Source organism: Desulfoscipio sp. XC116, from assembly GCF_039851975.1.
Classification (GTDB): domain Bacteria; phylum Bacillota; class Desulfotomaculia; order Desulfotomaculales; family Desulfallaceae; genus Sporotomaculum.
This window is the reverse complement of the sequence record NZ_CP156660.1, coordinates 695675-710122: the sequence shown is the minus strand read 5'-3', so window position 1 is coordinate 710122 and position 14448 is coordinate 695675. Positions and strand designations below refer to the sequence as shown.

Below are 14448 nucleotides of genomic sequence, written 5' to 3'. Positions count from 1 at the left end.
CCACAAGAACATACTACTTTGTCTTGAATGCAGGAAATTTCAATCTCCAATTGTTTTTCGCCAATAATTCTTTTTAATTTATCATTGCTCCGGTTTTCCTATACCAGAAAAAGGATCACGGCTAATATCCTTTAAAATTTCATCGATAAGCTTCAAAATTTTTCCACCCTGCGTCTGCCAGTAAATATAATTTTCCCAAGCTTCACCCGTCCATGCCTTTTGCATAATCAATCCTCTATCAGCTCGCGTACTGTTATCTGACCTGCCTCAGCATGCTTAATCGAATGCTCAAGCCTTGCTTGATTTTTTTCACCGTAGAAAGGATCGTAAATTTCAAATGGAATTTTGCCCTGACGCAGAGCTTGGCGTACAAATATATTGAATGCTGTGGAAAGATTCATACCCAAATCGCTAAACAGCTTTTCAGCATTTTCTTTTACTTCCCGGTCAAGTCGTATTGTTACATTAATTGTTTTAGCCATAGAACTACCTCCATCTTTAACTATAAATTAATTATGCCATAATATATCGTGCGTTTCAAGTAATATGCACTATATTTTGCAGCAGATAATGCTGTTCATTGAATAAATTATCAAATGTTACCATATAAAAATTAAAAGCCGACTGCGTAACAGCAGGCTTCTTTCAAATTGATGAGAAGTTAGGTAAATATAGATGCCATCGAACTTCCCGCTATGTTCAAAATCTTACCGACAAAGTGGAATTCAACCTCTTTTTACTAATTTCATCTGTTATCAATGATTTTGGAACATACATTGCGTTATGTTGTCCTAATCACTTCAATTATTTTTATACCATTTAATCTTCTTTATATTTTTCTTTCAAAACTTCGGAACCAATCCCTGCACCTACCATTAGAATCAAAGGAGCAAAATTCCAAAAAAAAGCTCCACCATACAAAGTAAAATCTAAAGCAGTCAGCCTGAGACCTTGAATTATTCTTACCATAAATTACTCCCACCGATTTCACCCACAAATGTGAGACAGTGCGGTGGCAAGTACTAATTGCATTACGCTGACGGCAAACATGCCTCAAATTATACCCGAAAAAGTTATTATGGAAATCACCTCATATTCCCATGAGATGGATGCGTTTAAACTACCTAATCCAGTATTTGAACGTATCCATAACTACCGTTAATTCTTATGCGGCTGCCATCTTTAATGATATTGGTGACATTTTCAACACCAGCAACTGCCGGAATACCATATTCACGGGCAATCACTGAACCATGGGACATCATTCCGCCTACTTCAATAATTAAACCAACTACCGATATAAAAAGTGGAGTCCAGCCTGGATCAGTATAAGATGTGACTAGTATCTCTCCAGGATTAAGCTTTGCATCCTCTAACTTAAGAACAACCCTGGCAACTCCTTCTGCCACACCTGCGGATACCGGTATCCCAATGAGGGCCCCTTCCGGTGCTTTTACATCCCGTCCTTTGCCAATAATGATTTCCCCTTCACTAGTCATAACACGAGGAACCGTTAGCTTTTGATTTAATTCATACTGTTTGAATTCTTTCCGCCCCTATGGCTTTTAAAATATACGCTTCGTTTTCCCCGGCAATTTTTTTTATCAATGAATCAGCATTTGCTTTAGCTCTATTAGGATTCTTAAAGTATAAGTTGCTTTGAACTTTAATCAAAGTCGGAATAATTATGGGAGCCGTCTTCCGTAGTATTCTAAAAAGTCTCTTCTTCGGCAGAGACAACTTAATAAATTCTTCATTTTTAACAGCTTCAGCCAGTGCAGATACCAATAATTCATCCATATTTTTAAATACTTTAAGCAGCATGTGTCGAGCAGGCTTAAGCAAAAGAGGTCCCGTAAAGTCCGCAAATACCCTTCCACCGGCTGAGTAGATAAAAAAATTATTTAAAGAAACATCTTTCTTCAAGAAATTGGTCAAGTTGCTTACTAAAGATATTGCTAAAGGCTTCATGGCATCGGTCATCACTTGTATGTGACCAAAGGAAACAAATATATGAAATTTCCCATCGGAAACATGAGGTACAGGATATAAGGATGTAATGGGCCGACTCTGAAGAATATAAAACTTACCATCTGCGCACCCCCACTCAATGTCCTGTTCAGAACCATAATGATTTTCAATTTTCTGACCCAGTTCCGCAAGTTCAATGATTTTCTCATCCTCTAACGCTTGCAGTTCTTGTTTTTCCGGCGGAATATCTTTTGTTACGGTTCCACCTTCAGGTATTGAATATATGGCAATTTTCTATTAAAGATGATAAACACTTACGACATAAAAAACAAAATTGTAGTTCCTTATCTACAAGAAACTACAACTTTTTTACTACCCACATCATATTCAAGATAGGTATGACATTCACTTAGTTATTTTCCTCCGTAATACTTCTTCCACTCCCCTTTTTATGGAGATTGTACCACATGGCAGTGTCCTTAGTTATTTTCCTCCGTAATACTTCTTCCACTCCGGCAGGCGCAAATAAAACTTCAACCATGCTTCATCCACCCGCTCAAAATGGATCACTCTCCAATGTTCATAGTTTACATCTCTCCTTAAAAATTCATTCATACCTATACACTCATGCTGCATTATTCAGGGTATCGTAGCATGGTTATATAGGGATACCATGCTAAGCCCGGCTTTTTCATGCAGGCTCCCTATTTTTATCATGTCTTTCTCCGATACAGAATGTACTTCGTGTATCATTTGCAGCGTATGTTTACGCTTAAATAATAAGCATCTGATACCCCGCAGCACCCAACTGACCGGCAATAAAAACGGCACCGTTTCAAGGAACGGATATAATATTTTCATCGTATTAAGCGGGGGAAAAAACAGCTTTAAGACATACAGGATTTTTGCGATCCTGATAGAATACTTATTGTTTGTCTTTATATTCATAGAGGCTATTACAGCATGTTTTTTTGTGCCGTAAACTCCGCTGTAGAGGATATAGTCAGCCATTTCATGATATAGCCCTTTACTCTCAGCACCTTCAAACCATACGCCGCACAGCCCTATAATGTTTTCCGCAAACTCCCGGAGGCCGATTTTTTCAAGCTCCGTCCATATGTAATTCCAATCCATCGTTTGTTTATACCAACGGTTATATAAGCAAATATCCATGAAAGACCGGATGCCGGTGCCTCCGCCTATGTAATGCTTTGTAAGGTGGATAATCAGGTAAATATATAAATCCTCGTCTGAAAGCCTGTATGTATATTGGCAATCCGGTTTTAATCCGGCTCTGTCCCATGTTTTGCTTAAATAGGCGCTGTAGGGGGAACCATCGGATATCAATTTGCGGTGCATTTCCAGGTTCATATATGGCTTCCGGTGATAGATATCATGGTTACCTCCCTGATGCTTGACGGTGAAGCCCATATCCAGTAACAATTCTTTTATTTGTTCCGCTTGTTCGTCCTTTATCAAAATATCAATGTCGGCCATTTGCCGCATATCCGGCCGTGGATACAGGTATTTCACAAGGCAGCCCTTTAGTGGCAGACAGGAGATACGGTGTTCTTCAAAGACTTTTATGATTTGCTCCACCGCTATGTGTTGTGTGGCTTCCTTTGCAACACCGAGCTTATATTCATTTTTGAATTTCATCAAAATATGCTGGGGCGACCTGTGTTCAGGGATCAGTTTCATGATGCCGTACCAGGCCATATTGGATATGCCGTGCCAGATTGAAAGCTGATACAGCTTTTCCCAATCCAGTGTTTCCGGTGGGTTCTGTGGCTGTATACCATCAATGACAGCGGATAACAAGCGGATCAAATAGTCATGTTCAGGCAGTATCATAGGCGAAGGAACCATCCCTTTCTCTAGTTTTCAGTCTGCCGTTTTCTATGCGGATTTCTTTGTTGCACAGATCAAAGGCGGCCTTTTTGTGGCTGATAATGATGCAGGTTTTATCCGTCATCTGCCGTATGTTGTGTAAAAGTTTTTTCTCTGTGGCTTCATCGAGGGCCGAGGTCGCCTCGTCAAGCAGCAATATGGGTGCGTCACACGCAATCGCCCTGGCAATGGCTAACCGCTGCGCCTGTCCCTGGGATAAGCCCAGCCCCTTTTCACCAATGACCGTATCCAGACCGTGAGGCAGAGCACAAATAAATTCTGCAGCACAGCTTATATCTGCGGCCGCCATGATCCGTTCATCGCTGGCGTTTGCATTTATAAAAGCGATATTCTCCCGGATGCTTCCCGACAGCAATAAATTGTTTTGCGGGACATAGGCAAAGAGCTTTCTTGTATGTTTATCCACCGGAATCCTTTCATCGGTGTCAAGCTCAATACCGATGTTCCCGTTTACGGGTGTGAATATTCCGAGCATCAGCATAATCAAAGTGCTTTTACCAATGCCGGAACGTCCGGCTATCACGGCAAAATCACCTTTTTCTATGGTTAATTCGGTATGGTGTAATACAAGCTCCCTGTCATACCGGAAGGAAACATCCTCCAGCCGTATCCTTTGCATAGCGGAATAGACAGCCGCCGCATGAAGTTCCCCTTTGTTCCTATCCGTTTCATCGGGCAGATTTTCAAGCTCTATCAGCCTTTCTGCCGAGGCGATAACGCCATATAGCTTCGGGATAAATCCGGATAAACCGGCAAAAGGTATCTGTACCTGCCCGACAAGCTGCAAGACGGCAGTCAGAGTTCCAAAGCTGACGGTCGCCGCCATCAAACCGAAAGCTCCCCATATCAGAGCATACAGATAACCTATGGAAAAGACAAAGTAAAAACCTGAATTTGCCAAAATGGTGACAGTGTTTTTCCTGATCTTCGCCTTATAATGCTCCTGCCCGAGTCCCGCTGTTTTCGATTCCATTTCACGCTCTGCGCCGAAGGTCTTAATGACTACCAGGTTTTCCAGAAGCTCCTGCATGAAGGAACGGACCACGCCGTCCTTTTCCTGCATGCTTTTGTGTAGGTGTTTCAGCCTCCCACGGAATAATTTCGTGGTCAGGAGCAGCAGCACACCACTGGCGATAAAGACAAGGGTAAAGGCAGGATCAAACACATACAACACTGAAATAGCGCCAAACAGTCTTGTGAATAATGCCGTAAGCTCAGGCAGAATGGTTGCGCTCCCTTCGGTGACTATCGAAACATCACCGGTAAGCCTGTTCATCAGTTCACCACTGTGGTGTTTTATGGTGTGCGCGTAGTCTTTGGTTAAAAGTTTCCCTATGATGTTACGTCTATAATTCAATTCCAGCTTGCCTTGGATACGGATTTCCAGGCTGCGGGAGAGGATACGCATCATAAATTGCAGCATAATTACGGCCAGCAACCACAGGCTCTGTCTTATCAGGGCATTTTTATCCCCTGCGGCAGCACCGTCAATTATGCCGCGGCTGGCAAGGGCAAAGAGTATTGAGCACGCCGCAAACAGCCCGTTGCTTAATATCATCGCCAGCATAGGAAAAAGCTGCGATTTTGAATTTTGATAAAGCCAAAGGAGCGTTTGCTTATCCTTCATTTTTCCAATCCCCATTGCGGTATTTTAAATGCCTGATGGTCCGGTACAAAAACTGTTTTCCCATTAAATACAGCCGCCGAAAGGGATATGCGAATACCCAAAACCTGCAATATCCCCAATATAAAAAGCCGTCGCAGGAGATATATCTGTCACCCCGAAAAATACCTTGTACTACGCATATCACCTGCGAATGCCGTACCGGATATTCAATAAAGCATTGATTGTCACCGGTTACTTCATACCCATCCGGTGTAACCTTAACGATCCTGTGCAATATGTATTTGCCGTCCTCCCGTACAAACAGGGGAAGGTCATACTTTTTTAAGGGCTGCTCCTGCGGCTTCATCAGGCATACCCGGTCTTTTCTGTGGCGTAGAAGGGGCAGCATACTGGTTCCCGTTATGGTAAGAATTACTTTTCCATCGTTTTGCAGCGTTTCCGCCATCAATGGGTGAAGCTCTGAAATAGTCACTATTTTACTCAATCAAATCAGCCGCCTTAAGTTTGGCAATGAATATATTAATATCCTCTTTTGCCTTTGCCTCGGTGGTATCGTATTCTTCCAGCAGGGCACCCAGCAATTCCTGCTCGGTTTTGTCACCGGCAAGCAGCTTCCACAGAAACGCGCCTGTTTCGTTTAAAGTGATCACTCCGGTAAAGTCCAGGGCTGCTCTGCCGGTAGGCACTACCACATAGCTTCCCGCAACCTCCCGCAGGAGATATCCTTCTTTTATTCTCATAATCATCCCATCCTTTTATTTATGGTGTCATAAGCAAGCTTTACAGCGTCCATGCTGATGTTGCAGCTTAAATGGTATACAGCTATTTTTTGCAGCAGGGCGTCCAACAGAGTTAAAAGGACGTCCATTCTGCCGTTGTCGTGGTTGGGGCGTATACTTTGGCGAAGCAGGAGCTTTAAAGCCTCCTTATTGGTAAGCCTTTCAATATGGTTTTCCTTGGCCTGAGATAAAAAGACAACCGCCTGCAAAGGTACTTTAATATTGGCGTTCAGATTGGTTTTTCCGCTCCATGGCGTACCGTATACATAGATTTCATCTTCGATCAGGCGCAATGCGGGCCTGTCGTCATTGATAATAACCGCCTTATCTTTGCCGAAATACTGCTGCCATAATCCTGCGTGGGTTGATTTTCCCGTCCCGCAGGGAGCAGAAAACAGCACGGTCTTATTGTCCATTGCCACCGCCGAAGCATGAAGACAGAAGCCGGAGTGCTCCAGCAGCTTGTATGAAAAGGCAAAGCCCTTATGGATATGCTCCCATTCGTCAAAGCAAAACTGAGGGTAACTCTTTTTTGTCTTTACCAGCGTTTCATCGCTGATATCTATTATAATGTGCGGTCGGCCGGCAACGGTCCGGTAGGGTTCTCCCTGTGTAAGCAGTGTTTCTCCCGAGCATTCCATCTTTACATTCAGACCAGCTATTTTATACATCAATGATGGGTACTCCTTTCCGCAGCCACTAAATTTTTACGCTTTAGTATGTGGTTATGTTTCCGCCATTAAGGTCAATCGGATGCTCTACGGCACCAATCAGCGGTTTCATTTCTATAAGGGAACTGATTTTCCCGTTGGGATAGAAGTTTACGCCATCACCCCGAATAATGCCCCATGAGCGCTCCATGTGTCGATTGCCTGCTTACCCCAAAAGCTGTCCGGCACATCGGCAAACGCGGTGGCAGGCGGGCCGCTTGCCTGGTCTGCGGCAAATACCGCGCCCGTCATGACAAAAAGTACCGCTATAGATAAAACAAATCAGATTGGACGGTTTTGCAGTTGCTTTCTCATATCATACCTTCTTTTATATAAATCGTTATTCCTGCACAGATGAACAGCTTGGCCCTGACAAAACAGGCGGGCAGATTATGTCCGCCTGCCTGTTTTTGTGCGGCCGTCAATACCCGCCGATAGGCCCTCCGGGCGGCTCGTCGCCGCTTGCGGTGATGTTTTCGGTGATCTCAAATTCGGTGATTTCGATTTCCGGGCTTTCGTATGGCTTTTTCATGACATTCACCTCGTTCCGTTCTCAATATTATCGCTGTATACCGTTAGCGTATTGCCTTCGCTGTCCTTGCAGATCAGGTAAGCTCTTCCGTACCAGGTGCCGCCGGCTCCGACATTCGACTTCATGATATAGAATTGGCCGGTGGAGGTATCCAGTATCTTTCCAAGGATGACGTTCGGAGTATCCACCGTCAACTCGGTCACCGGTGTCGTTGATATCAGCAGCAACACGCCGCTTTCCACCAGGGTGTAGCCGACCGGGAGGTCTTTGATTGCCGTGAACATGATGGTTCCGTTTGTCCCGTTTACCATCACATCATTAGATAATGTGATAAATGGTTTATTGTCAAGCACTGTGCCATTGTCAACAAACACGGCGGCAAAGGAGGTGTTCTTCATGGGGGCAAAGAATGTAAACTCAGGTTTCGTGCTTACCTTTTTGCCGTCCTGCTCCCAATGACTGAACTTTTGTCCATCCGGTGCGACACCCGCCACCACCCTTACAGGCATGTCAAATTTGTAGCTACCTTCTGTACCGCCTGTGGACAGGGTTCCGTCTGTCACGGTTACCGTATAGGTGCCCGCTTCTCTTACATAGACAGCGGTGATAACCATATTGGAGGTAACGTTCCCTGACGGATGGCTCCAATGGGAGAAGCTGTACCCGAACAGCGGGGGAGCAGAGGGAGGAGTTACCGATTCGTTCTTCGCTACATTCGTTGATTGCAGGATTTTTCCGCTCTTGTCTTTAAATGTAACGGTGTACCAGGTATCCTCCGCAGCGGGAACTTTGCTGAACACCGCCGTTACGTTGATCCCCGAACCCATAATGATTTCATAAACCGGGCTAGTGGAAATGATGCTTGAGTTTTCAACGTTCAGCCAATAAGCAAAGGTATATCCCGAGCTTGCCGCAGCTTCCAGCCGAATGGACGTGCCCATCCGATACTGCTCACTGTATACTGCCAAAAGGGGCGTCGGATCGTCGTTCAGCTTCACTGTCCCTCCGGCCAGGGTCTTGACTTCCAGGTAGCATCTTTTTACCTCTGTGCTTTCATCCTCCCAAATGGCGTAGAGGATCAGGTCGTGGGCCGGCATGGTCACCGTCGCGTCCGGCGTGTCCTTGGCGTAAGCGGCGCCTCCCGTGCCGAGGGGATTGGTATACCAGTACTTGAACTTCTTGCCGCTTGGCGGGGTAAAGGTATTGTCTGCCGCCGCGAAGGTTGCGCCTGCGGCTTTGTCGCTCTCTGCCGGTGCGCCGCCCGAGCCGCCGTTGGCGTCGTAGGTGACACTGTAGGTACCGGCAGGCGCTTCTCCCAACGTAAAGTTGACGGTATAGGTCAGTTTCGTCTCACCATCCTCGGCTGTTACCACCACTGTGGCGCTGCCGGGCAGCTCTACAGCCTGGGTGATGCTGACGGCAGCCTTCGGATCGTTGACTGTAGCGCCAACCGTGGCTGCTACGCTTTCGGGCAGAGTGCCATGGGGCAGTTCCACGTTATAACTGTAGGTATCCGCCGCAAAACCGCTGACTGTGCTTCCACCCACGGTTAGGCCGCTCAAAGTGGCATCGGTTCCGGGAACGTAGTCTTGCTGTGCTTCGACGGTCAGCGTTGCGCTTTCTCCCTTATCAAAGGAAATGACAAGCTCGACCGTATCACCGTCTGACAGGCTCAAGCCTGATAAAAATTCTTCTGTAATGGTTAGGGTAGCTTCGTCTACGGTAAAGTCTGTTGATTCCACCAGAGAGTCCGAACCGTAGACCACCCCTGTGACTGTCTTTGCGTCGTTCCAGGTAATCGCCGTGGCCACATCTCCCGGATCATCCAAATCAAAGACTGCCTCTGCAGGGCTTAAACTTGCGCTCACTGTTGGTTTCGGTGTTGTGTCGGTTACCGTGATGGTCAACGTCACCGATGCGCCCTTGTCGAATATGATGGTCAAAGCGAGGGGACCGATGGATTTTGCCGCAAGATACTCCTTTTTAATGGACAGCGTGTTCTCGTTTACGCTGTAGTTTTCAGCCCCGATGGTGGTTCCGCTCAGCTTTACATCGGTCACAGAGGTTGCGTCGTTCCACTGGACAGTCGTGGCCACGTCCACCTGATGAGCCGGGTTCAGATCAAACGTCCCGCTGGCGGGGCTGATGACGGCGCCCTTGATCAGGCTTGCGTAACACGCGAGATAATCCAGATTCAATATCGCGTCACCCGTGTCATACTGAACTTTCAGGCTGTTTCCGCTGGCAATTTCCAAAGGAAGCCATAGGCTGCCAAAGCACCCCTCGCCGTACCAATCACCCGTAGAGGCGAATGTAACGTCTTGAATATGCGCGCCATTTTTGTAAATGCTGATCGTTCCGTCGTTTGGGCTTGCATAGCGGATTTCAAGCATAGGCGACGCGGGCAGGTTGTTCCATTGGACGTATCTGCCCACTGTACTGATGCTACCAACCTGTTTTCCTCCCGAAGCGCCCACAGCCTGAACATCGCCGTAGATCCTCGCGTTAGTAACCGCGTCCTCCGCTTCAAACTTTCCCGTAGTTGCGGGAACCGTCAGGTTAAAGGTCTTTGTCTTTGCCGCCGCGCCCGTATAGGAAACCGTCGCCGTTAAAGCAACCGTTTTATCGGCAAGCTGCCTTGTTACCGCACCGGTATCGGCGTTAATAATCCCTGCGGGGGAGGCGCTCCATGATATGTCCGTGCTATTCGCCCCTGTTTTGGGTAAGTTAAGAGCCGTTTTTACATCATTCTCCGCGCTGTTGCCGCCCTTTATGGCGTTCCAGTCAAGGAGGGCAAGGTCGGCTTCGATTCGCACGTCGGGCGTGAGGACGGAAAGTAGAAACTCAAACGTCGCGGACGTGGCTGTCGTGGTTGCGTTTCCGGAAAATGTATTTCCGTTGGAAATGCCTACCTTCGTGGTTACCGTTCCCTGCGGCAGATAAAGGTACAGTTTGCCGAGGCTGTCGCTGGATACATCGTTCAAGCCATACTCATAATCCGCCAAATCAGTGGTCAGCCACGATACCGCCGCGTTATTCGCGCCGCTGTCCGAAAGCTGTATGGAGGTAAGGTACACATCAGCGCCTGTGGAGTTCTTTAACGTGCTGCCGCTGGAGCCCTTGCCGCCGCCTATGTTCGCGGCGCCGCCGGTGCTGGCTGCGTTTACCGAGCCGCCGGTGATAGTAACGACGCCCGCTCCTCCGCTATAAAAGGCAGACCCCAAAGTGTTGCCGCCGCCGATACCCGCGCCGCCGCCGATGGCCGTTATCGTACCGCCGTTGATGGTCACGACGCCTTCTCCTCCGGCGGAAGTCCCGTTAGCTCCGCCGCCGCCAATGCCCGCGCCGCTGCCGCCGCCTTTTGCATCTATCGTGCCGCCGGAGATGGTGACGGTACCTGTTCCGGGCACATTACCCACAACATTAGAGCCGCCGCCGCCAATCCCGGCGCCGAGGCTGCCGCCGGTGGCTTTTACCGTACCGCCGTTTATGGTGACAGTGCTGCCGCCGACGGCATTGTAACCGCCGCCGATGCCCGCGCTGCCGAGGCCGCCGGCGGCCGTTACCGTTCCGCCGTTTATAATAGTATTGCCGCCAGCGCCGGTATTACCGCCGCCGATGCCCGCGCCGTACTGGCCGCCGCTGGCCGTTACCGTGCCGCCGTTTATGGTCGTGGTGCCGCCGCCGCAGTTATGGCCGCCGCCGATGCCTGAGGCGCTGCTGCCGCCGATGGCCGTTACCGTTCCGCCGTCGATAGTGAGGATGCCGCCGGCGCAGTTGATGGCTCCGCCGATGCCCGCGCTGAATTCGCCTCCGCTTGACGTAAGCGAACCGCTGCCCCGGATGGTGAGCTGTGTGGTGCCTTCCACCTTTAAGCCGGGCTCTCTTGCACCGCCCTTGAGCGTATTCGTTCCGACGAGCGTCAGCGTGCTGCCTTCGCCGGTGAAAGAGAGGGCGTAGACTTGATGACAGGCGCTGTTGTCGATGTTCACGTTGTTAATCGTCAGCTTGACGCCCGCTTCGCAGTAGAATGTGACATTGGTGTAAGTCGCGGCGGCGCCCTCCAATGTGACGGTCAGTCCGGTATTGATCTTAGTGGTGCTATTGCTGCCGTAATCGGACAGGTTATATGTGCCGTCCGCCGCAATGGTCGTACCCCACGATTTTGTGATGTTGACGGCCAGCGTCGCCGAGGCCCCGCGCTGAAACTCGACGGTCAGAACCTTTTCGCCCATGGGCAGGGTCGCAAGATAGCCCTTATTGACGGTCAGCGTGTTTCCGCTCACGTTGTAATTCGCGGCGCCGATGGAGGCTGTGCCCGCCTTTACATCCTTCACGGCGGCTGCGTCGTTCCACTGGATGGTCGTGGTCACATCCGCCGGATGGGTTTTGTCAAAGGTCCCGCTTGCCGGGCTGATGGAGGCGTTTTCAAATGAGCTTATGTAGCACTCCATATAATCCAGATTCAAAACCGCGTCGCCGTCGTCATACCGTACTGTTATGCTGTCACCGGCAGCGATTTCCAAAGAGAGCCATAAGCTGGCGAAGCGCCCCTCGCCGTACCATCCGCCGCTGGCGGTGAACGAGGCGTCCGTGACGTGCGTGCCGTTTTTATAGATGCTGATCGTTCCGTTGTTTTGGCTTGCGTAGCGGATTTCGACCGAAGACGACGCGGGCAGGCTGCTCCATTCGACGCTGCTGCTTCCCTTTACGCTAAGATTTCCGACCTGCTTCCCTTCCGAAGCTCCCGCAGCCTCCGCGCCGCTGAAAATACTCCCGCTGACGATGACCGCGTCCTCCGCCTCAAATCTTCCCGTATGTTTGGGAACCGTCAGGTTAAAGGTCTTTGTTTTTGCCGTCCCGCCCGCATAGGAAACCGTTGCCGACAAACTCACCCCTTGGGCACTGTCAAGCGGCCTGGTTATCGTACCCGTATCGGTGTTAATAATTCCCGCGGGAGATGCGCTCCATGCTATGGTCGTCCCGTTTTCCCCTGCCTTGGGCAGGTTTAAGGCGACCTTCACATCAGCCTGCTCGCTGTTACTGCCTTTTATGGCCTCCCAGACAAGGTGGTTAAAGTCGTTTGTAATCCGCTCGTCAGGCGAGCGATCGCACTCGAAAATATGCTCCGTGGGCGGGCTCGCCGTGACCGCATTACCCGCAAATAGTATGCCGGCGGCGTTCACCTCCGTGATCTGCGTTCCCTGCGGCAGATAAAGGTACAGCTTGCCGGAGCTGTCGCTGAAAACATCCTTCAGGTCATAACCGTCCAAACCGGGGACCAGCGACGCTATCGCCGTGTTTCCCGTGTCGCCGCCCACAAGCCGTACGGCGGTGAGGTACACCTCAACGCCGTCCCCGTTTTTCAACGCGTCGGAGGGGGTAGCCCCTGCGCCTCCGCCCCCGCCGATCTTATCGATACCGCTGCCGGCGATCGCGTTTACCGAACCGCCGCTGATCTTTATGATGTTGCCGTCACCGGCGACAGCGGTGGCGCCGCCTCCGCCCCCGCCGATGCCCGAGCCTTGGGCGATGCTGGTTGCTTTTACCGTACCGCCGCTGATGGTGATGGTGCCGCCGCCTCTGCCCCGGCCGCCGCCGATCCCCGCGCCGCCGTATCCGCCGCCGGTGGCCGTTACCTTGCCGCCGCTGATGGTGATGGTGCCGCCGTTGCCTCCGACTGAGCCGCCTCCGCCGCCGATCCCCGCGCCGCCGCTGTTGCTGCCGCTGGTTGCCGTCACCTCACCGCCCGTGATGGTGATGGTCCCGCCGCCGCCGCTGCCGCCGCCGCCAATGCCCGCGGCAAAGGAGCCGTCATTCGCCGTTACCTTGCCTTTTTTAATGGTGATTTTGCCGCCGCTGCCACGGTAGCCGCCGCCGATGCCCGCGCCGTTTTCGCCGCCGGTGGCCGTTACCGTGCCGCCGTCGATGGTGATTACTCCGCCGCTGCCAAGGGAACCGCCGCCGATGCCCGCGCCGTATTCGCCGCCAGTGGCCGTTACCGTGCCGCCGTCGATGGTGATTACTCCGCCGCTGCCAAGGCTGCCGATGCCCGCACTGTATTTGCCGCCGTATGCCGAGAGCGAACCGTTGCCCCGGATGGTTAGTTCGGTGGCACCTTCCACCTTAACCCCGGGCTGCTCATATCCGCTTTGCAGGCTGCTTGCGCCCACAAGCGTCAGCGTATTGCCCGCGCCGGTGAAGGAGAGGGCGCAGCTATTATGATTTATGGTCACGTTGTTCAGCGTCAGGTTAACGCCCGTTCCGCAGTTGATTCCGGACTTGGTGAAGGTCGTGCCGCCGCCCGTCAAGGTGACGGTACGACCCGCCATAATCGTAATGGCCTTGTCGCCGCCGTAAGCGGACAGCTTATATGTGCCGTCCGCCGTGATGGCGCCGTCCGCCGGTATAGGCGTGAAGGGCGAATAGTCAAGGTAATCCACATTCAAAGCCACATCGCCCGGGTCACATTGAAGCTTCAGGTCATCGCCGCTCTTTATGCCGATATCAAGAGCAATCGTTTTAAATTGCTCCGCACCCGTCCAGCCGCCGGTAGAAGTAACCGCCGCGTCCCGGATGTGCGTATTGTTTACGTAGACACTGATCGTCCCCGTATAGACGCTGGAATAACCAATCACAACGCCCGCAGCTTCCTGTAAGTCGGCGAAGGTAACGGAAGCGGCCGTGTCGGAATTGAAATATCCTACCACGCTGCCGTCCGACGCGCCCGCCTGTCCGGTGGCAACTCTGGCACTGCCGGACATGATCGCGTCCTCCGCCTCAAGCCTTGTCACCGCTGCCGCCAGCGCCGGCCGCGGCAGCAGGGCAAATATCATGAAAGCGGTCAGTAAAAACGTCAATAGTCTTTTTGCTTTTTTCATGTTCATTCCCCTTTACTTCTCAAAATTGATTCGTACA

The 14448-nt window shown here is 50.5% G+C and carries 12 protein-coding genes and 1 pseudogene; all 13 read right to left on the bottom strand.

The annotated features are described in order from the left end of the window. Positions 1 to 81: 81 nt before the first annotated feature. The 13 genes and pseudogenes from ABDB91_RS03260 to ABDB91_RS03200 all read right to left on the bottom strand — a co-directional run bounded on the left by ABDB91_RS03260 (position 82) and on the right by ABDB91_RS03200 (position 14366). On the bottom strand, positions 82 to 225 hold the full coding sequence (locus ABDB91_RS03260; RefSeq protein ID WP_347490209.1) for a type II toxin-antitoxin system YoeB family toxin: 144 nt from the start codon (positions 223 to 225) through the stop codon (positions 82 to 84). 2 nt (positions 226 to 227) lie between these two features. After that, a complete protein-coding gene (locus tag ABDB91_RS03255) occupies positions 228 to 482 on the bottom strand; it encodes a type II toxin-antitoxin system RelB/DinJ family antitoxin (RefSeq protein WP_347490208.1) in 255 nt (84 codons plus the stop codon). Positions 483 to 819: 337 nt separating this feature from the next. Then, positions 820 to 969: a hypothetical protein gene (locus ABDB91_RS03250; RefSeq protein WP_347490207.1), complete on the bottom strand. Its 150-nt coding sequence runs from the start codon at positions 967 to 969 to the stop codon at positions 820 to 822. A 155-nt stretch (positions 970 to 1124) separates the two neighbouring features. Continuing rightward, positions 1125 to 1553, bottom strand: a pseudogene (locus tag ABDB91_RS03245) (PEP-utilizing enzyme); the annotation flags it as partial. Continuing rightward, the gene (locus ABDB91_RS03240) at positions 1531 to 1971 is read right to left on the bottom strand and encodes a hypothetical protein (protein ID WP_347490206.1); all 441 of its coding nucleotides are present in this window, start codon (positions 1969 to 1971) and stop codon (positions 1531 to 1533) included. The gene ABDB91_RS03240 and the pseudogene ABDB91_RS03245, both read right to left, overlap by 23 nt. A 409-nt stretch (positions 1972 to 2380) precedes the next feature. Further along, entirely contained in the window at positions 2381 to 2512 is a 132-nt protein-coding gene (locus ABDB91_RS03235) for a hypothetical protein (RefSeq protein WP_347490205.1), read from the bottom strand. A 98-nt stretch (positions 2513 to 2610) separates the two neighbouring features. Then, positions 2611 to 3825, bottom strand: coding sequence for a nucleotidyltransferase family protein (locus ABDB91_RS03230; protein WP_347490204.1), 1215 nt, complete (start codon positions 3823 to 3825; stop codon positions 2611 to 2613). Continuing rightward, entirely contained in the window at positions 3812 to 5509 is a 1698-nt protein-coding gene (locus ABDB91_RS03225; RefSeq protein ID WP_347490203.1) for an ABC transporter ATP-binding protein, read from the bottom strand. The genes ABDB91_RS03230 and ABDB91_RS03225 overlap by 14 nt, the downstream gene beginning before the upstream one ends. Next, the gene (locus ABDB91_RS03220; RefSeq protein WP_347490202.1) at positions 5499 to 5993 is read right to left on the bottom strand and encodes a S24/S26 family peptidase; all 495 of its coding nucleotides are present in this window, start codon (positions 5991 to 5993) and stop codon (positions 5499 to 5501) included. The genes ABDB91_RS03225 and ABDB91_RS03220 overlap by 11 nt, the downstream gene beginning before the upstream one ends. Then, entirely contained in the window at positions 5986 to 6249 is a 264-nt protein-coding gene (locus tag ABDB91_RS03215; RefSeq protein WP_347490201.1) for a PqqD family protein, read from the bottom strand. Before ABDB91_RS03215 ends, ABDB91_RS03220 begins: the two co-directional genes overlap by 8 nt. 2 nt (positions 6250 to 6251) lie before the next feature. Further along, positions 6252 to 6959 (bottom strand): hypothetical protein, encoded by a 708-nt coding sequence (locus ABDB91_RS03210; protein ID WP_347490200.1) that lies wholly within the window; start codon positions 6957 to 6959, stop codon positions 6252 to 6254. A 43-nt stretch (positions 6960 to 7002) separates the two neighbouring features. Further along, positions 7003 to 7149 (bottom strand): hypothetical protein, encoded by a 147-nt coding sequence (locus ABDB91_RS03205; protein ID WP_347490199.1) that lies wholly within the window; start codon positions 7147 to 7149, stop codon positions 7003 to 7005. Between the two features lie 386 nt (positions 7150 to 7535). After that, entirely contained in the window at positions 7536 to 14366 is a 6831-nt protein-coding gene (locus ABDB91_RS03200; protein WP_347490198.1) for a X2-like carbohydrate binding domain-containing protein, read from the bottom strand. Positions 14367 to 14448 lie beyond the last annotated feature (82 nt).

Excerpts from the sequence above, each read along its gene's own strand:
- ABDB91_RS03260 (WP_347490209.1), bottom strand. The coding sequence starts at position 225 with ATGCAAAAGGCATGGACGGGTGAAGCTTGGGAAAATTATATTTACTGG.
- ABDB91_RS03255 (WP_347490208.1), bottom strand. The coding sequence starts at position 482 with ATGGCTAAAACAATTAATGTAACAATACGACTTGACCGGGAAGTAAAA.
- ABDB91_RS03250 (WP_347490207.1), bottom strand. The coding sequence starts at position 969 with ATGGTAAGAATAATTCAAGGTCTCAGGCTGACTGCTTTAGATTTTACT.
- ABDB91_RS03240 (WP_347490206.1), bottom strand. The coding sequence starts at position 1,971 with ATGAAGCCTTTAGCAATATCTTTAGTAAGCAACTTGACCAATTTCTTG.
- ABDB91_RS03235 (WP_347490205.1), bottom strand. The coding sequence starts at position 2,512 with ATGGTTGAAGTTTTATTTGCGCCTGCCGGAGTGGAAGAAGTATTACGG.
- ABDB91_RS03230 (WP_347490204.1), bottom strand. The coding sequence starts at position 3,825 with ATGATACTGCCTGAACATGACTATTTGATCCGCTTGTTATCCGCTGTC.
- ABDB91_RS03225 (WP_347490203.1), bottom strand. The coding sequence starts at position 5,509 with ATGAAGGATAAGCAAACGCTCCTTTGGCTTTATCAAAATTCAAAATCG.
- ABDB91_RS03215 (WP_347490201.1), bottom strand. The coding sequence starts at position 6,249 with ATGAGAATAAAAGAAGGATATCTCCTGCGGGAGGTTGCGGGAAGCTAT.
- ABDB91_RS03210 (WP_347490200.1), bottom strand. The coding sequence starts at position 6,959 with ATGTATAAAATAGCTGGTCTGAATGTAAAGATGGAATGCTCGGGAGAA.
- ABDB91_RS03205 (WP_347490199.1), bottom strand. The coding sequence starts at position 7,149 with ATGGAGCGCTCATGGGGCATTATTCGGGGTGATGGCGTAAACTTCTAT.
- ABDB91_RS03200 (WP_347490198.1), bottom strand. The coding sequence starts at position 14,366 with ATGATATTTGCCCTGCTGCCGCGGCCGGCGCTGGCGGCAGCGGTGACA.